General features: G+C 45.1%; 14 protein-coding genes. 3 read left to right on the top strand and 11 right to left on the bottom strand.

Annotated elements, in window-relative coordinates:
* Positions 1-307: 307 nt before the first annotated feature.
* The 11 genes from QUB61_RS12015 to QUB61_RS11965 all read right to left on the bottom strand — a co-directional run bounded on the left by QUB61_RS12015 (position 308) and on the right by QUB61_RS11965 (position 15,501).
* The gene (locus tag QUB61_RS12015) at positions 308-1,585 is read right to left on the bottom strand and encodes a bifunctional sterol desaturase/short chain dehydrogenase (protein WP_333123974.1); all 1,278 of its coding nucleotides are present in this window, start codon (positions 1,583-1,585) and stop codon (positions 308-310) included.
* Between the two features lie 73 nt (positions 1,586-1,658).
* Entirely contained in the window at positions 1,659-2,282 is a 624-nt protein-coding gene (locus QUB61_RS12010; protein ID WP_333123976.1) for a restriction endonuclease subunit R, read from the bottom strand.
* 123 nt (positions 2,283-2,405) lie between these two features.
* Positions 2,406-3,302 carry a polysaccharide deacetylase family protein gene (locus QUB61_RS12005; protein ID WP_333123978.1) on the bottom strand — a complete coding sequence of 299 codons (897 nt, stop codon included), beginning with the start codon at positions 3,300-3,302 and terminating at the stop codon, positions 2,406-2,408.
* Positions 3,303-3,439: 137 nt separating this feature from the next.
* Positions 3,440-4,420 (bottom strand): hypothetical protein, encoded by a 981-nt coding sequence (locus QUB61_RS12000; protein ID WP_333123980.1) that lies wholly within the window; start codon positions 4,418-4,420, stop codon positions 3,440-3,442.
* Between the two features lie 3 nt (positions 4,421-4,423).
* The gene (locus tag QUB61_RS11995; protein ID WP_333123983.1) at positions 4,424-5,578 is read right to left on the bottom strand and encodes a DUF3696 domain-containing protein; all 1,155 of its coding nucleotides are present in this window, start codon (positions 5,576-5,578) and stop codon (positions 4,424-4,426) included.
* Positions 5,575-6,732 (bottom strand): DUF262 domain-containing protein, encoded by a 1,158-nt coding sequence (locus QUB61_RS11990; protein WP_333123985.1) that lies wholly within the window; start codon positions 6,730-6,732, stop codon positions 5,575-5,577. Before QUB61_RS11990 ends, QUB61_RS11995 begins: the two co-directional genes overlap by 4 nt.
* A gap of 154 nt (positions 6,733-6,886) precedes the next feature.
* Positions 6,887-8,530, bottom strand: a complete 1,644-nt coding sequence (locus QUB61_RS11985) for a family 10 glycosylhydrolase (protein WP_333123988.1) — start codon at positions 8,528-8,530, stop codon at positions 6,887-6,889.
* A 451-nt stretch (positions 8,531-8,981) separates the two neighbouring features.
* Positions 8,982-10,154: a transposase gene (locus QUB61_RS11980; protein ID WP_333189948.1), complete on the bottom strand. Its 1,173-nt coding sequence runs from the start codon at positions 10,152-10,154 to the stop codon at positions 8,982-8,984.
* A gap of 409 nt (positions 10,155-10,563) precedes the next feature.
* Entirely contained in the window at positions 10,564-10,962 is a 399-nt protein-coding gene (gene psb27 / locus QUB61_RS11975; protein WP_333123991.1) for a photosystem II protein Psb27, read from the bottom strand.
* A 147-nt stretch (positions 10,963-11,109) separates the two neighbouring features.
* Positions 11,110-12,363, bottom strand: coding sequence for a DNA replication/repair protein RecF (locus tag QUB61_RS11970; protein WP_333124193.1), 1,254 nt, complete (start codon positions 12,361-12,363; stop codon positions 11,110-11,112).
* Between the two features lie 315 nt (positions 12,364-12,678).
* The gene (locus QUB61_RS11965; RefSeq protein ID WP_333123994.1) at positions 12,679-15,501 is read right to left on the bottom strand and encodes a cation-transporting P-type ATPase; all 2,823 of its coding nucleotides are present in this window, start codon (positions 15,499-15,501) and stop codon (positions 12,679-12,681) included.
* Between the two features lie 1,487 nt (positions 15,502-16,988).
* Here QUB61_RS11965 and QUB61_RS11960 point away from each other — a divergent pair.
* From QUB61_RS11960 to QUB61_RS11950, 3 genes are all read left to right on the top strand, one after another.
* Positions 16,989-17,507 (top strand): phycocyanin subunit beta, encoded by a 519-nt coding sequence (locus tag QUB61_RS11960; RefSeq protein WP_333123996.1) that lies wholly within the window; start codon positions 16,989-16,991, stop codon positions 17,505-17,507.
* A gap of 102 nt (positions 17,508-17,609) precedes the next feature.
* On the top strand, positions 17,610-18,098 hold the full coding sequence (cpcA, locus tag QUB61_RS11955) for a phycocyanin subunit alpha (protein WP_333123999.1): 489 nt from the start codon (positions 17,610-17,612) through the stop codon (positions 18,096-18,098).
* 150 nt (positions 18,099-18,248) lie between these two features.
* Positions 18,249-19,064 (top strand): phycobilisome linker polypeptide, encoded by an 816-nt coding sequence (locus tag QUB61_RS11950; RefSeq protein WP_333124002.1) that lies wholly within the window; start codon positions 18,249-18,251, stop codon positions 19,062-19,064.
* Position 19,065 lies beyond the last annotated feature (1 nt).

The following is a 19,065-nucleotide window of genomic DNA, read 5'->3' as shown; positions in this document are numbered from 1 at the left end:
CAACTGGCGCCTACAGTGCTATTGCGGATAGAAGTAACTCAGGAGAGACAGTAGTTAATAAAAATACTTAATAATTTGTATCAGTAAGCATAAACCTGTTGGGAATGGGACCCGGAACAGGTCTCGATTCCACTCCCCGTCAACGATTTTGACCCAATAAGTCAGAAGAGTGGATTTGCGGCTATGGGAATGGGGGCGTCAGCTTAGCTTACTCGTGACGATGTGACAAAGGCTTTTGTTTTGTGGAAGTTAGCAGGAGGGCGGACAGTCACAGCCGCCGCCCCTGCCGAAACCCGGTTTTAGTTGGTCAATTAATCTTTGCTTCCGCGCTAGATTTTTCAGATGCTGCAGCTTGCTTTATCTCTGAAATCGCTTTTCGGCTGAAAAGTTGGAAGTAGAGAGAAACAAAAAACTCTTTGACTGGAAAAACTATAAAAGTCAAAGGATTAATTGTGACGATGATATTGCGGACATCGGCTTTAGCTTGTTTGACAACTTGCTGCGCTACCCAGTCGGGAGACATGATGCCGATCGGGTTTAAATTGCTTTTAAACGGCCCTAAAATCAGTTTGCGAACGATGCAGGGCGCGTCCAGCCGCCGCAGGGTGACTAAATCTCCCAGGGCGCGCTTGCTGAGTTCGTACAGGGGACTGACAGCGGGAATTACTTCTGCTTCTGAAGTGTTGATCCAGACTTCTTTGCAAGCGATGTTTTCGTTAGTGCGGACTGTTAAGAAAAAGAGTTCCATCAGCCGCCACGCCGAAAAAGTGTTAATTTCGTATGAGTTGGCGATCGCCTCTCCTGTTCTTTCTCGCTGTACGTTAATCCCGTGATTGATGACGAGAATATCGATTTTTTCTAACAATAGGGCTAAGTCTGCCTCTTGGCCAGCTTGCCAAGTTACGGTTTTTACAGGTAAATTTTCGCCGTCTATATTCAAAGTAATTTCCTCATTTCCCGAGGAGAGGGCGATCGTTTTTGCACCAGCTTTGTGCAGGTGTTTGAGAAGCAAACGTCCTAAAGTTCCCGATGCACCGGTGACGGCTACAGTTTTGCCTTTGAGAGAAAGTGCTGTACCCATAAGTTTGTCTATTAAGGTGAAAGTACCGCAATAGTAAGCATTTTGATTGTCGAAGTGGTGCCGCCAGTGATAAGGTTTATTAACTAACCACTTGCCGGGGGGAGTAAGGAAGTCTCCCGGTTGGTGGGTGATGTCGGTTAATTCGTCTGCGCCTTTGATGCCGATCGCGCGGGCGATCGCGCTCAACAAAAAGCCTAAAGTATAAATACAACCGGCTGCTGCGCCCCAGTGATATTCCGGTAGCCCAAAATAAGCTACAACCCACAGCAACAAGCCCAAAACCATCATCGCCGCAGCTTCGGGTACGTCGTGACGCCAGTGTGCTTGCTTGTAAATTGTCTCGCTGACGGCTGTCAAATTCGGGCGGAAAACGCGGTGATGCCAAGTGTGCAGCTTTTGCAGGGGTGCCCAATAATGGGACACGACGTGATAAAAGTCTCGTATTATTTCTGCCCAGCAGACAGAAGCTATTGCCACAGCGCCGACTATCCAGTAATTTACCATGCTCGCACCAGTTTGAAATTTGAGATATTAGATATTGTCTGCTTTGAAAGATAACTCAAGATGGCTTTTATTGCTAGTCTGGCAGTTGACTCAGGCGTTTTAAAATCTGCAAAACGCGGTACAATTCATTGCCGGGATTGGAAATAACAAATTCAGCAGAGCGGGCATACTGGGGAGTTTCCCCTCTGACTAACTTGACAAAAGAGAAGTTAGCACCTGTGGAAATCATCCCAAAAGTAGGAGTTTCTGGGTTGGGATCGGCCAGCATATATGTCAGGAGTTGTGCGAGTGCTTCGTCAGTTGAAAACGAAAGTTGTTTGGATTCAATTACTGTCACCCACAAGTTTGCTTTCATAATTAAGATATCTATTCTGCCTTCGATGATTCTGCCTTCGTCTTCCTCTTGAATGGCGATCGACTTTTCGGCTTTGACTTGAAAAGGAGACTCATACAGACCGGCAATAAACAAAATGGGGCTGATAATTGTTAGCTTGACTGCATTTTCCAATACAGGCGGGTTGTCTACAAAGTTGAAGTATATGTCTTGGACGCGATTGAGCAATTGTTTTTCTGAGTCTGTTACTTCGGGTAAGTTTTCTTGCCATTCTCGGAAAAATTCGCTATTGCGAACTCGCTGCAAGCCGAAGTTATCGATTAGATAGCGGAGGTTTATCTCTCTTGCTTGTAGTTTTTGCATGATGATTTATAAAGGGTTTTATGGTTATTAATAAGTTTAGCATGATTTGGATTTTTAACCGCAGATGAACGCAAATGAACGCAGATGAAATTTTGAGTAAGTTCATTTGGCCCAGATGTCTGTTTATTGGGATTTGCGATCGGCAATTCGCTGTTTTTGTTCAGCTTGCATTTGCAGCAATTGCGGTACGGTTACAAAACGATATCCCTGCTGTTGGAGTTTGGGAATAATTGCAGATAGCGCCTCGACTGTTTGCTGGCGATTTCCGCCGCCGTCGTGCAACAATACGATCGCCCCCGTTGAAGCTTGGGATAGCACGCTACGGGCGATCGCAGCAGCCGGAGGTTGCAAAAAGTCTTTAGGGTCGATCGACCACATCACCACTACATAATTTTTCTTTTTAGCGTAATTTGCCAAACCGTTATTTAAGCGGCCCCCGGGAGGGCGAAACAAGAAACTTTTTGCCCCAGTCGATCGATAAATATGAACCGCAGTATTATCTATTTCATCGGATGCTGTTTTTTCGGTAATATTGTGAGAATAGTGATGCCAAGTATGATTGCCGATCGCATTTCCCGCTTGCACAACTCTTTTCGCAATTTCTGGATACTGCCGCAAATTTGCACCCAAGCAGAAAAATGTGCCCACAACTTGATGTTTGTGCAAAACTTCTAATATTTTTAAAGTTTCAGGCGTTGGGCCATCGTCAAATGTCAGGGCGATAACTTTTGAGTTGTTAATACTGGCTTTATAAACAATTTGGCTGCGAAATTGCGCGGGCGGTGCGAAGACTAAAGGTTGTTCCAGAGGTTTGGGAGAGGGAGTTGTGGGGGGAGAAGGGGGTGTTTTTAGTTTGGCGGGCTTCAGGAGGTTTGGCGACGGATTTTCAACGGGTGCGATCGGTATTAACGGATTTGAATTGGCGGTTTTTCTGTTTGACCACAACAGGGAAATTGTGAGGCTCAATCCGATAAGTATAACGGTTTTAGTTACCGATTTTTTATTGACTTTGCGACGCATCAGGTAGAGGACTTATTTTGAACAATCTCATTATGCCTGATTGTTCTGTCAGCTTGAAAGTTTGGTGATTTTTTTGGCAAAAGGTCGATCAAATGGCGAGCGAGACTTTCATCTAAAATTATACAGACCTTTTGATATCAGGTAGGATACTTATCAGTAGGAAGGTGGAGGCCAACATAACCGATAATCACCGTTATTGTCTTTACTTCCTTTGTTGTCTTTACTTCTGGGAAGAAGTGAATTCGCCAATTGCATTCTTTCAGTTTGACGTGTCGTTCAAACAGACGTTCCTCACCGTCAGGACAAAGAAAAGTTCGCTCTCTCGAATATTGGTTAAGGGTAGATAGACTTTCTCCCGACTCCTCAAAGGGATAACCCTCTAGACTAAAATGCCCCGCCTGCCAATTCTTAGCGCACTTATCAAGAACAGACAATACTGCTAAAACAAGTTCGAGCTTTCTTTCTCCTGTACGAAGTCTTCGCAACTGCCTATTGCCAGCCTTACAAAATTGCAGACTAGGGAACAACTCATCTCTACGATTCCAGAGTTCCATCCCGTTAAGCCGATCGGGTTGGAGACGCTTCTGAATCCAATTAGCGTGTTCGAGAACGTGATTTTCCTGACTAGCATGAAGAACCTCTACACTTTCTTGTATCACCTCCTCGTTATCATCAATTTGTATTAGTTCTAACTTGATGCGACTGCTATTCCACAGCGATTCTGAATTAAAACTAATTGCCAATGTTTCAAGGTAGTACGCAACTTTAAAGCCTTCTGCTTGAGTCCCTTGCAAACTACCCAACTCGCAATCTGAATCTTGAATAGTTTTTATCTTTACATCAGTAATATCAACGGATAAAGGAGTCTTAGTTGCAAGCGTTCTCAGAAAAGTCCGATCGTCTTTATTAACTTCAGGATCGATAAGCCAACAAGAAAGAGGATAGTTTTCTGCCAGTATGATAGCAAAAAAATCTTCTTTAGTACGCATTGCCTTCAATCCACAGCCTTTAGCTGCAACCATCGTCCTAATCAATTCTGCCATCCATTGTCGTGCTATGGAAATATCAGGAGCAAGAGTTCGTGCAGACAGTTCATTAAACACCATCTCCAAATCCATCGCTTATTCTCCTTTCACCGCAGGTTGCAACAAAACCTCCAAGCTGTTGTCCCACTCATCAAAAAAACCATCTGGCCATCGATCAATTCGTCCGTTGCGATCGATTTTTGGCGATATTACCTCAGTCACAGCTTGTCCTTCTTTATTTTGACGCTGGAAGTAATGCAACTGAACATCCTTCGGGTCAATTTTGCCCCCGTGAACCGCTAGGCGAATCCCATTTAAAACATGATCGCTGTGAGTTTCTATAACAACTTGAACGCCACCGCTAGCCGCCAAAGCTAATAATTGACCCATTTTAACTTGTCCTTTCGGATGGAGATGCGCTTCAGGATTTTCAATTAAAATGATTGTACCAGGTGTTGATGCAAGTGCCGCTACAATAATCGGTAAAATGTAGCTAATTCCAAATCCCACATTAGTTGCACGGTAAGGATTGCTATCTCCATAGGAATATTGAAAACTCATCAAATCGACATCTGATTTGGCATCAATTTTGAGGCGCGTACCCGGACTAATTTCTCCCATCCACGCCTCAACTTGGTCGATTAAATCCATTGATTTTGCAGTAGATTGCTCTTTTTTTATTTGAGTATTTAATTTTTCCTCTGGATGACTGAGACTGCTATTGGGAATAACTTTCCGTCCATTAATAGCGAGAAAATGAGCCGCATATTCACCTTTGATACCCAATTGACCGAGCTGTCGTACTTGGTAATCTGACATTTCATTAAATGGCCGCGGTCCGATCCGTTCTGCCTGAAGGTAATGAAAATTATTGCCAAAAAGATTCGATTTATACACTTCCGACGTAACTTGTTCCGAGACAATTTTCAACACATCTACCTCTCGGTCATATTTGAAACGCCATAGCCCTTCGCTGTTGTTTTCCCAAACAATGTCAAAACCAATTAAGTCCTCTTTTGCTCCCTCAAAAAGTGCGTCTCTAGCAGTACCCACATTCACGAAATCGCCATTCAGCGCCAACCCTTTTTCTGGCAGTAAACCCTGTTGGTAAGATTGGCGCAGCAACAGGAGCGATTGCATAACAGAAGATTTACCAGTGCTGTTTAAGCCAGAAAATAACGTGAGATTTTTAAATTCCAATAACTGATTTGCAAAAGGTTTAAAATTGAGCAACTGCAGCGAAGTAATCATGCCAGAACCTCCTGAATTATTTGTTCAATTATCCTAAATCTGTACTCAATTTTTTCCGCTGCCTGAGAGATAGAAGTCCGAAACTCTCCATCTTCATCTACATAATTTCTAAATTTTTCAATCAATTTCTCCTTGTGCTGCTTCAATATATTAAGTTGCTCGTCGCTAAGTAAACTGAGATTAACAGACCAAACTTCAAACAATGCTTTATTTATTGGAAACATTTTTGTTTGGTGTTGGGAGATTTTACGAAAGGCATTTTTTCCAAAAATTTGCCAGGCTGCAATCATAGCTTTTGTGAAATTATTTTCTATTACTTGTAATTCCTGTTCAGACATATTATTAACCTTAGATAATGCTTTACTTAAAAATAGATTTCTCTTTTCAGATTGAGAATTTTTATAAGATGTAAGCGTAAAGGCTAAAAAACCGAGTATAAATTCCCGATCGTCCATCCGCATTTTACGCAACTTACTCAGCTTAGTAACTTGCTGGAATTCATTAGATGTAGCAAGTTGAGCTAGAAACTTTGTTGCCTTACCGGGGTTGAGAGCATGGCGGAGCTCTTGGGGAGTCATTGGCAATCCCCCTGTATTAATCCGTTTAAAAATGTTATATTTAACTTCAGGAGGTGTACCTTTTTCAATCAAATAAACTGTAACCTGAGTTTCCTCTATTCGACGCTGGTATCTGCGTTCAATTTCATCATAAGTTTTACCTTCTAAATTGATTAAGTATTCTAGTCCGCATAACCTAAGTGTTTTATCGCTCATAAATTGCTTGAGAGCAGATAGCCGTTGCAATCCATCCACAACTAACCATTTATCTTCATCAGTTGCATCTATATAAAAAGCTGGTAATGGAATCCGAATCAGGAGCGACTCAATCAGTCTACTTTTAGCGTCATCTTTCCAGATGTTTGCATGGCGCTGAAAGTCGGGTGCTAAGTCAAGAGCTTCCTCATTGATTCTTCTTAGAAGTTGCTCGATGGTTGGTTCTCTGGTGAAAATATTAATTTCATCAGGATCGTATATCAATTTGTCTGTTTGATAAGGTTCAGCATCGTTATCTTCTTCCTCTTGCATCAAATTTAGTTCATCAAGCGTCGTATCTTCGTTAGATACTTGGTTGTAGGGTTCAGGCTGAGCTACCATAGGAAATACTCCTTTGTACTAACATTTATTCCGATTCGGTATTGTCCTATTAAAACTTGGATGACATCGTAGCAGATAAAAACATTCTTAAATATTATCGCACAAATTCTCTCTTGTAGAGACGCCAGGAACCGCATCTCTACAAATAATCTCCTTACAATCGGCAAGTTTGCCGTGCCCTTTCATCCTCGGGTTCTTGCCACCCAAAAGCAAAATGGCTCACCGCATTAATTTGCGGCGTCGCAGAGCGAATTGCCCGCATTTGAATCTCCAATGACGGCCGATTTTTCAGAGGTTTTCCCCAATCTCCAGCAATGACAGGAATAATTTTTGCTCCCGCAGGCGCTAAACTCACTGTCCGCTGCACCTGTGGCACAATGCAGCTTACATCCCCGCAATTTCCGTAAGACATGGCGTGGAATTCCATAGCAGCCGGAAACTTGTCCCAAGGTTGCAATCTCGAATCAAACCCCCCTTGATTTATCGTTTGATTTGCATTGGGAAAAAACACCGCTCCTACAGGAATTCCCATCCTTTGAGCTGGCTGAATTGCTATTCCCAAAAAATCTAAAATCCCTTGGACTGCGTGAGCAACGCTCAGTTTCCATAGGTCTTTTTGCAGAATGCCTGTATCGGGAAGTGGCGGTGTCGGTTTTGGTGTTGGACGTGCAGCGTTGGGATTGTTAGTGGCGGGAGTTGTTGAGGCCGATCTTGATACGGCATTGTCCCTTCTAGAAGCTGGAGTTGCTATCGGTATCGGTCGCGGAGTTCGCCCCTGCCAAAGAGGTTCTTTCTCAGTTGGATACTGTTTGACTACTGCTTGAACGTCATTAGGATTGATAAATCCTTTAGTCAAATATCGCTGAATTAAATCTCGCCCTTGCTGATTGTTAGCCCGCTGCAACAGAACTTGCTGCGATGCTGGGCCGTAAATCCACAAGTCTTGAACTTTGGTAGCAACTGAAGCAGGTCCGACGCCCCGTAGATAGCGAATGTAGTCGAATAACATTCCTTGTGGCTTGCGCTTGACTATTTGATTCACTAACAAACTATAGTCTTGCCTCGCTTGCGGACTGTAGGGGTCGATAAAGGCTTGATTGCCCGGAACTTCTCCCAAGTCATCGTTAATTCCTGGGTTTTGAACAACTGTTAAAGTTGTCTGATTGTTACCGTTGATAGCGAGGGTTTCCTGTCTGTCTGAGCGCTGAGAATAGGTATAGCCAAAGTTCATGGTAAATAACCAAGCGTATACTTTTAAACCTCGCTGTTTGCCTTTGGCGATCGCCTTTTCTAACAAGTCGTATTTCTCGTAGCCGCGATTTCTCACAACAGAAGGCCAAGGCGTAGGATTGTCTGCGACTGGTAGCAGCACTTGACCGTCATAAAATGTTTCTATATAGACTTGGTTGTAGCCTTTATTCACAACTTTGTCTAATACCCGATCGATTTCTCCGGGTCTGACATCGCAGGGATACAAACGCAGCCAAACTGCTTGGGTTCCGGGCCAAGTTTTTTGGCGGCATTCTGCTATTTCCCGCGCGTGTTTGCTCAAAACAGCAAAATATGCTTGCTGAGATTCCCGTTTTCCTGACAGGGCGGCGCGGCGCAAGTCTTCTTTTTGATTTACCTGTTCTTTGGATAATTGGCAATAGGCTGATGTTTCGGCAAAAGCTGGTTGAGTTTCGATAAACGGCCACACAAGCTGGCTGATGAAGCTACTGGTTAGAACAGCAGTTACCGCACTTAAAAAGCGTCGCTGGTGTTGAAAATTCGCGATGCGAGTTGGTGCAATTTTCATGGGAGAGTTGAATGGGGTTTTCTGGTTTAAATTGGGTGACGATCCGCATGCAAGCCGATCGCGCTCAACAAGCAGCTACCAATTTTATACTTTTTTCGCTTGACCTAGTTATGCCACAAGTCGATCGCACAATGCAAATTTTGTCTGGCGGCTATTTAGATCGAATAAGGGCCGCCAAGATAAGACTCGGATCTTGAAACCGCTGCTATGCTATGGAAACTTTGCTTCGCCTAAGCGTTGGCGCGCAGCCACGCGCCTTCGCGGACTCAAAAATAAAGGGGGTAAAAAGCCCGGATTCGATCTCATATCCAGTCCAATTTTTCAGTATTTTTTCACTAAATGCTGCTGAAAAAAGCGCCTAGCTACAGTGGGCGCTAAAAGCAGTTGATATTTCTAGTGACGTACTCCAAACACTCCCCTTCGAGTGAGTGTGGGCTTCTCAACGACTCCTCTATGAGGACATTAATTGAGCTTTGAGGGCGTGCGTCCCACGCGCCTTTATGTTTATAGCCGCGTTCAAATCCCTGCACAAACTTGTATGGCATACCGGGCAATTGTGCATTCTTTGGGATAGCCGCTTTTTAACTTTGTGACCGCAGTGAGAACATTCTTGGCTTGTGCCATTCGGATTTACAGTTATTACTTTCAAGCCAGCATTTTCGGCTTTGTTTGAAAGTATGATGATAAACTGTCCCCACCCAGCATCATTAATACTTTTAGCCAGTTGAGTTTTAACGAGTCCTTTGATATTCATCTTTTCCACAGCTATGATATCGTACTTATCGAGCAGCGTTCTAGCTGTCTTAAAGTGGAAGTCTTTACGAGTATCCGCAACTTTTTTGTGTTGGATAGCTAGTTTTTTAATAGCTTTCTTGCGACGGTTAGAACCTTTTTTTCTCCGAGCAACACGACGTTGCGCTGATTTTAATTTGCGTTCAGCTTTACGTAGATGTTTGGGCGCGTTAATTCTCGAACCATCCGAAGCAACATAGAAATCGATTAAGCCTACATCAATACCAACAATATTGTCAGAGTTAAAATCCGGTTTGATTGTGGGAACCGTTTGGTCATCAAGACTTAGGGTTACATAATAACCATCTGCTTTTTTGGTGACTGATACGGTCTTGATATCAAACCCTACAGGTATTGGACGGTGAACAATTACCTTAACTTCCCCAATTTTTGACAGTGTGATTTTGTTGTTAGCAAAATGATGTCTCTTGAATTGAGGGTACGTAAATGTTTTGTATTGCACCACGCCTTTAAATCTGGGCCTACCAGATTTCTTTCCATTACTATCACCTTTTAACCATCGTTCAAAAGTTATCTCGACTTTCTTAGGGACTTCCTGCAATACTTGAGAGTAAATCTCTTTATACCAAGGTCTATCTACTTTAAGTTGGGTGAGAGATGCCTTTTGACTGTAATAGTTAGGCTGCTCTTTTAACTCTGGTATCTGGCAAATTAAGAGACATCTATCTAGAGGACAACGATTTTGCTCATGCCAATCAAACCTTTGAGCAAGTAGATAATTATATTGACAACGCAGCATTTCGAGCGTTTGAGCGATTTTTTCTACTTGCTCTTTAGTTGGTTTAATTTTGTACTGGTATGAAGTTCTCATTGGTATCCTTTGTTTTCGACCTACAAATAGTATAACATCAATGCAAAGACGTTGTGTAGGCATTGATGAAAAACAAAGCATTAAATTTGAGGAGTTCCGAGCGTAGATTAAACAAACTACGCTTATACTCGTCTCAAAACGATAAAACCATGACTCATGTAATCGAAGATTTTATAGATTCGCTATGAGTGTTAAAAATGGCGATTCCTCATCGACCCACCGGGGAAGTCAATCCTACGGATTGAATCGGTTGTGGGTCAATTCGTCATCGCCCAAAAATTCATCTCATCGCCTCCGCAACGGGCGAGGCGAGAGGCTTCTTTTGGTTTCAGCTAAAAATTGTTAACACTCAAATATCAAGGATGAAAGATGAATTATTAAAATTTATCCTTTATCCTAATTTTTGAGATTAAGATCCTCTGTTGAGAGCAGCTTCTACCTGCTGAAATTCTGCCTCAAGACGCTTTTTCAACTTTTCAGGAACGGGACGGTTTGGATAAGAACTGTAATGTCCTGCCAAAGAGTTTAATGCCGTGCGCATTGTCGTGAAAGATGCCAGCTTGGTAAGAGCCGGATCGCGGCGGTATGCAGCAAAAAAATCGTTGATACTTGTGCGAGCAGCGGCTTGAGCGGCTGCTTTTTCCGGCGCGCCCTCTGGCAAAGTGAGCGCTGTTCTCAAGCTGCTCACTAATGCTAATGTGTCTTTGCCATAATCTCCACTCAGAGTGGCCGGAACATTGGTACAGCCCGCTATGCCGATGACAACAACTAATACCAGGGCTAACAGACGGGAAATGTAATGCTTCATAAGGTTTACAAAAATGGAAGCGAAAGCTGCAATGAAAATTAACCTTTATCCTATCTCGAATGGAGCTAATAATGCCAATTTTTCAAAATTTTTGAACCATTACCATGAAACAGAAAATTTGTCAATCTAAAATCTAAAATCTAAAATCTAAAATCGATTGATTTGTCCAGCAACGACGGAGAGAATTTGGGTTTGTCGCAGCCACTGAGTGTCAAAAGCGCCTAAATGAGTCGTAGTAATCAGAGTTTGAAATCGTTCTTGAATTGTTTCTAAAAGTTGATTTTGGCGGCTCAGATCGAGTTCTGCAAGTACGTCGTCGAGCAACAGTAAAGGCGCTTCGCCGACGACTTCTTCAATAAGCTGCAATTCGGCTAATTTTAATGCTAATACCAGAGTTCGCTGCTGGCCTTGGGAGGCGTATTGACGAGCTGGGGTACTGTTAATTGTAAATGTAATATCGTCGCGGTGGGGGCCGACTAAAGTTGTTCCTTGAAACTGTTCTGCGATCGCCCTTTTTTGAATTTTCTCTAAAAATGCTTGCCGCACTCCTTCGAGATTGTCTTTAGCGATTAATTCCGCGCCTACTTCAATATTAGCCTCGTATTTCACATCTAAAACTTCAGCAGAACCGCTAATTGAATGGTGCCAATTTCGAGCTAAAGGCATCAATCGCTCCAAAATTCGATCGCGCCTGCGGATGACGCGAGCGCCCGCTGTCGCCAACTGCGCGTCCCACAAAGCTAATTCTGAACTGGGAATGGGGAATTGGGAATGGGGCATTGGGCCTTGGGCATTGGGCATTGGGAATTCTGCAATATTTTGGTCTTCGGGAGTTTCAGATCCGATAAATTGCATTTTGTCAAAACTTTCGGAAAATTCCGCTTTCCTGATTTCTCTAGAACGTTTCAACAAAGCGTTTCGCTGGCGCAAAATTTGGTTGTACTGCTGCAAAATGTGAGCGTAAATCGGTTCTAACTGGATGACTAGGCGATCGATCCAATTCCGCCTTCCTTCGGGTCCGCCGCGCACTAAGTCCAAATCCAAACAAGAAAATTGCACTACATTTAAGACGCTCAAAAAGTCTAAATGGCGGCGCAGCGGTTCACCGTTGAGCTTCAGTGTCCGACGCCCCCCAGAGCGAAGAGTTAAAGCTAAGTCGATCGGTCCGGTTTGGCGTTCGAGTGTAGCATCAATTTGCCCGATCGGCTTTGAGTCGAGTATTAAATCGCGATCGCGCCCTACCCTATGACTTTTTAATGTGGAAAGCAACTCTACCGCTTCTAACAAGTTAGATTTTCCTTGAGCGTTATTTCCTACTAAAATGGTTTTGGGAGCGTCAAAGGCTACCTTTTGATCGAAGTAGTTCCGAAACTGCCGTAGGTGCAGCGTTTTCAAATACATAATATTAGTAATTGCTAATTGGTAATTGGTAATTAGTAATACAGTCATCGAGCGGGTGAACGACCGGGCGCACCTTACAGGTTGGCAACCTAGATCCTTTACGATTGCGATTTTCGCCGAGCGTTGCGCTCGCAATCACATTATAACGAAGTAATAAATATTTAATTGTGACACAATCTCTTTAGTCTTCATATCGATGACTTTGGCTGTAAGCCAGGGGTGGAAACCCCTGGCGGGTGTGAAGATAGAATAGTGCCAAATGCGAGGGATCTAGCTAATAATGAAACATCGCTCATTATTCGTCAGCCGTTAATACTATTTTCTAGATTTGTAAAACCGCAAGAACAGTTTTTCCATTTCAATCCAGACAAACATTAGGGCGCTGAAACCGAAGCAAACCATCAATTCCAAAGGCGTTAAATAATGAGTGCCAAAAAAATCTCTCAGCGGCGGAACATAAATCAGCATCAATTGCAGAATAGTAGTCACAATCACAGCTCCCCAAACAAAAACATTAGTCAAGGGATTTAACTCGAGAGTTAGCTGAGTGTTAGACCGAATTGCGATCGCGTGACCCATTTGTGCCAAACAAAGAGTTGTAAACACCATTGTTTTCCAAGCCTCGGGATCTCCAACATGGTTAGGGTTGGTGGTATATCCGTAAGCCCAGGACATCATCGCGATCGTCAAAATTGCAAAAATAATCCCGATCCGAATCATGTAAGAACCCAAACCCCGCGCAAAAATACTTTCTCGCGGACTGAAAGGAGGCCTTTTCATCACGTTCGGTTCCGCCGGTTCCACGGCCAAGGCCAAAGCGGGAACGCCGTCTGTTACTAAGTTCATCCACAAAATTTGCAGCGGCGTCAGCGGCACTCCTCCCAAACCCATTAAAGGTGCGGCCGCAATTGTCAAAACTTCGCCGATGTTGCTGCCCAAAATGTACTTAATAAAGCGGCGAATATTGCTATAAACCACTCGCCCTTCTTCAGCGGCGGCGACAATAGTTGCGAAGTTGTCGTCGAGGAGCACCATATCGCTAGCTTCTTTACTGACATCGGTGCCGGTAATCCCCATTGCGATGCCGATATCGGCTTGTTTCAAGGCGGGGGCGTCGTTAACGCCGTCGCCGGTCATTGCGACAAATTTGCCCCAACTTTGCAAAGCTTGGACAATCCGCAATTTGTGTTCTGGGGAGACGCGGGCGTAAACGCTAACCTGTTCGACTTGCTGTTTGAGTTCTTCTTGGCTGAGCTTTTCTAATTCTTGACCGGTGAGAACTCGATCGCCCTCTGTTGCAATACCTAAATCGTAGGCGATCGCCTTTGCTGTCAATTGGTGGTCTCCTGTAATCATCACCACCCGAATGCCTGCATCGCGGCACTTCCTCACTGCTTCCCGCACTTCCGGGCGCGGGGCGTCCAGCATACTGACGAGTCCCAGCCAAATCATGTCTTGTTCGCTGGTTTCCTCAGAACCTTCGGGCGGCAGGTTTTCCCAGAGTTTGTACGCAAACCCGAGGACTCGCAAACCGCCGCTTGCCATGTTGTTGTTTTCGGCGAGGATGCGATCGCGCATTTCCTGGGTTAAAGCTTGTACTCGATCGCCGACTATAATGCCTTTGCAGCGCTCCAAAGTCAACTCTGGAGAACCTTTGGTCAGCATCAAATAATTCGGCTGCTGTCCTTGGACTGCTGGAAATCCCGAATGTCCCGATCGGCCCGGCACTTGGCAAATCACGCTCATGCGCTTGCGTTCGGAAGAAAAAGGAAATTCCGCCGTCCGCGGCAGCAATTGAGACTGTTTTTCCTTATAAATGCCTGCTTTTCCCGCTACACACAGCAGAGCTCCTTCTGTGGGGTCGCCTAAAATCTGCCATTCTTGCTGTTCTTGTTGCAACACTGCGTCGTTGCAAACTGCACAGGCAATTAATAAAGATTCGAGTTCTGGATATTCCTCTAAATTATTAATTTGGGTCGATGTATGCCGATCGGTAAAATCTCCGATCGGGGCATAGCCTTCGCCTGCGACGGCGACTGTGCAGTCGCCCGTAGAGACTAGCTGAACTACCATTTTATTTTGAGTCAGGGTACCTGTTTTGTCAGAACAAATGGTTGTTACCGAACCCAAAGTTTCTACGGCCGGCAGTTTGCGAATCAGGGCGTTTCGCTTCACCATCCGCCTAGTTCCGAGTGCTAGAGTGACTGTCACGACTGCTGCGAGTCCTTCGGGAACCACAGCCACAGCCATGCTTAGAGAAACTTCTAACAACTCTTCCCACCTGCTGGTATCGAACCCGAGGCTGCCGTTTTGGAAGGTAATCATGCCGCCGATGACGACAAGTGCGACTAAGGTTAGGGCACCGGAGACTAGAACATTTCCCAACTGATCCATCCGCTGTTGCAGGGGAGTCGGTTCGTTTTCTACTGACTGAAGCATGGTGGCAATTTTGCCCAGTTCAGTTTGCATTGCGGTGTTGGTGACAATCGCCTTTGCTCGTCCCTGAACAACTTCTGTGCCCTGAAAAATCAGGTTGAGCCGATCGCCCAAGGAAGCATCTTCTGGAAGTTCTAGCTCTGCTTGCTTGGTAACTGCTAAAGCTTCTCCGGTCAAAGCTGATTCTCTGACTTGCAAGTTGGAAGATTCGATCAAGCGTCCGTCTGCTGCTATTTTTACCCCAGCCTCTAACAGCATCACGTCTCCGGGTACGAGTTCCTTGGCTGCTATGTCCGAAGTTTTGCCGTCCCGCAGGACTCTGACTAGGGGGGAAGCGAGGTTTTTGAGGGCTGCGAGGGCTTTTTCAGCACTTTGCTCTTGGAAAAAGCCGAGAATGCCGTTGAGTATGACGATCGAAAAAATGGCGATCGCATCTTTGGGAAAAGTATTCGACCTGATGTCCAAAAAAGCCGAAATCACGGCCACACCCATCAGCATCAACAACATGATGTTGGTGAACTGATCGACAAAAATCGACCACGGACTGCGGCCTCCTGTTTCTTCTAGTTCGTTGGGGCCGTATTGCTGCAAGCGTTCTGACACCTGTTGGCTGCTCAAGCCAGCGTCTTTGTTGCTGCTTAGCTGCTGGAGAGTTTTGTCAATTGCTACGGTGTGCCAAGAAGAGGGAGAATTTGAAGACATAAATTACGATCGAGCATGGGGCATAAAGGTGGTTGCGGCCGGACAGCTACAGCCGATCCATCTGGCTGATTACAGTGAGAGAGTTTTAAGTTTTGAGTTCTGAATAAAAAACTGTTTAACTTGCGACTCGTTTTGGGCGGTTCGATGCCGGGGAAGCAAAAAGCTTTTAACTTCACTGCGTCTGCAGGCTCGATCGCGCCCTTTGTAGACCTACCGCTGATAGCACTTATCCACCTTACTACTAAAAATTAGCAATTCTGTCGGCTCTTACACAGAAAAGAAGCTGAAAGCAAGAGTTACTTTAGTACGGGGATGTAAGCGTGCGCGACAGGTTAAAACCTACCTTAAAAAAAACTTAATAAAACCCTCGTCTCCGAACTCATCTATTCCGCATTGTTTAATGTTACAAGAAAAATGGCGCCCAGGTGACAGGTCTCGATCGCCTATGTTGGTTTTCTCACGATCGACAATGCTCAGCTTCCCAGACGCTTCCTTGCTCCTGGGCCTCCTGGAACCAGAACATATAACAGATATATAGATGAAGAAAGTTTTTTGGCAACCGCTGTAGGGCACAGAGTAGATGCTTGGTCTTGGGTCAAGTCCAAGGACTCCTGATCATATAGCAACCGCCAACACGGTTAGGACATTCTTAACCGCTGAAACCATTGCTATTACTGCTTCTTCCTTCTTCCTTCTTCCGACGGACATCGGACTTCTGCTATACAAGAATCCCCGCGTTATGAAATACCGGGCCCGGTCTTTCAACTTCCAACGGCTGAGTTTTGTCGCTAAATGCTGATCTTTCCGGCAAAAGCTGAGGCTGTGGCGAGCGGGTTCACAATCTTTTGGATTTTTCCCACACCGAATTCTGCAGCCATCCTGACATTGGGCAGAATTTTGGCTTTTTTCCCTATTCCCCCAGCCTTCTTTTACCAAAACTTTAATTTACTTAACCATTCTTAACAATTCCGCTTTTCCAGACAAAGCTAACAAAGGCGATCGACCCACGGGAAGGTTCGGGGCGGTTCCACCGCCACGGCAGGGCAAGAAAAGCAAACTCTGCCTTTTGTGTGGCAACCTCGCATCTACCTTAGGGAGGAGATTTGCCCGCAATTCCCCCGCCGATATTTACCTTCTTAGAGAGATAAGTTTTTGTAATAAATTGTAATAAACAATGACGAACCAGCATTGTATAAAGATTATCATGAGGGTTGAAACGACAGGTCAAAGTTAACAAAAACACTGATTGACAAGGTTTGTCGCATCTCATACGCATCTCATAAAAGATGTAAAAAATTCTAAGGTTTCTTAAACGTCCGTTGCAATGTAACAATAGTACAGGTAGCGGAAAGGGAGAGATCGATCGAACCAGCAAATGAGCTGGCATCAAATTTCAACCCTTGCAGGCTCTAGCAGCCTGAACAAATTTAACTTAACGGTTTTATACCGCAACCAAACTCAATTAACTCAAGTAGGAGAGTTCTTTCATGTTTGACGCATTTACAAAAGTGGTTTCCCAATCTGACGCTCGCGGCGAATTTCTAGCTCCGGGCCAACTAGATGCTCTCAGCAGCATGGTTGCCGACGCCAACAAGCGGATTGACGCAGTAAACCGTATCACAGGCAGCTCATCCACAATCGTGGCCGATGCAGCTCGCAAACTGTTCGCCGAACAGCCACAACTGATCGCTCCTGGTGGCAATGCGTACACCAACCGCCGCATGGCAGCTTGCTTGCGCGATATGGAAATCATCTTGCGCTACGTGACCTACGCAACATTTGCAGGCGACGCCAGCGTTTTGGACGACCGCTGCTTGAACGGTCTGCGCGAAACCTACCAAGCTCTGGGAGTTCCAGGTGGCTCGGTTGCAGCCGGCGTGCAAAAAATGAAGGAAGCAGCGATCGCGATCGCTAACGACCCCAACGGCGTTACCCGTGGTGATTGCAGCTCGCTGATGTCTGAAATCGGCAGCTACTTCGACCGCGCAGCCAGTGCAGTCGGCTAAAAATAGCCAAGCCAACATTGGTTGTAAAGAAGCGAGCATCGCATTTTTGCAAACAATCATTTTTGTAGAAAAACCACAAAACATTAGGGAGACAACAGAACAATGAAAACCCCTTTGACTGAAGCAGTAACCGCAGCCGATTCTCAAGGCCGCTTCCTCAGCAGCACTGAACTCCAAGTCGCCTTCGGCCGCTTCCGCCAAGCAGCAGCAGGTTTGGACGCAGCCAAGTCGTTGACCGCCAATTCTCAGCGCTTGATCGACGGTGCAGCTCAAGCTGTGTACAACAAGTTCCCGTACACCCAACAAATGCAAGGCCCGAACTACGCTTCTACCCCAACCGGTAAAGCCAAGTGCTCTCGCGACATCGGCTACTACCTGCGGATGGTAACCTACTGCTTAGTTGCAGGCGGCACCGGTCCGATGGACGAGTACCTGATTGCAGGTGTTGACGAAATCAACCGGACATTTGAATTGTCTCCTAGCTGGTACGTTGAAGCTCTCAAGTACATCAAAGGCAACCACGGTCTCAGTGGCGACGCTGCAACTGAAGCAAATTCCTACATCGACTACGCAATCAACGCTCTAAGCTAGATTTGCGTGATGCCCGGAATTCTAAGCTACTGTTAGCTAGAGTGTTAGCGGTTGTTTAGAGTTCCGGGCATCTGCGATCGAATCCGAGTTTTCCAAATAATTTTTTAAATCTGTTAATCAGTTTTTAAAGGAAACAAGGAAGAAGCGAAAATGGGGGGATTGGATGCAGCAGAACGGTTGGGAATAAAAGCATTTGAAGAAGCGGGACGGGTAGAACAGCGTCCCCACTGGACGCAAGACGATGCGAAAGCAGTAATTCGCGCTGCTTACAGCCAAGTTTTCGGCAACGAGTATTTAATGTCGAGCGAACGACTTACCAGTGCTGAATCTCTGCTGCTGCAAGGGCAGATTTCAGTGAAAGATTTTGTGCGGTCAATTGCACATTCCGAAACTTATCAGAAAAAGTTTTTTGATCCGAACTCGCAAACGCGGTTAATCGAGCTTAATTACAAGCATTTGTTGGGCCGCGCTCCCTACGACGAGTCGGAAATTGCTTTCCACGTTGATTTGTATAATGCAGAAGGCTACGAAGCTGAAATCAATTCTTACATTGACTCAGTTGAGTATCAAGAAAATTTTGGCGAAAGTATAGTGCCTTACTATCGCGGTTTCGCGACTCAAAAAGGTCAAAAAACGGTCGGTTTTAACCGGATGTTTCAACTGTACCGGGGCTTTGCTTCTAGCGATCTATCGCAAAACCAAACCCAAGCCCGGCTGACTTGGGAAGTAGCGAGAAATATCGCTTCGCCGATATACACGGCCTCCACCGTCCAAGCCCTTCGGGGGACTTCCGGCGCTTGGAGCGGCCAACTATACCGAGTCACCGCAATTCAAGGTTCGGCTAAGTTTGCGCCCCAAGTGCGGCGGACTACTACCGAATATCTCGTGCCTTACGAGCAACTTTCGAGCCGCTTGCAGCAAATCAACAAAGGTGGCGGCAAAGTGGTAAGTATTACCACAGCTTAAA

The organism is Microcoleus sp. C2D2, assembly GCF_036702495.1.
Classification (GTDB): Bacteria; Cyanobacteriota; Cyanobacteriia; order Cyanobacteriales; family Microcoleaceae; genus Microcoleus.
This window is presented reverse-complemented; position numbering and strand designations above follow the sequence as displayed.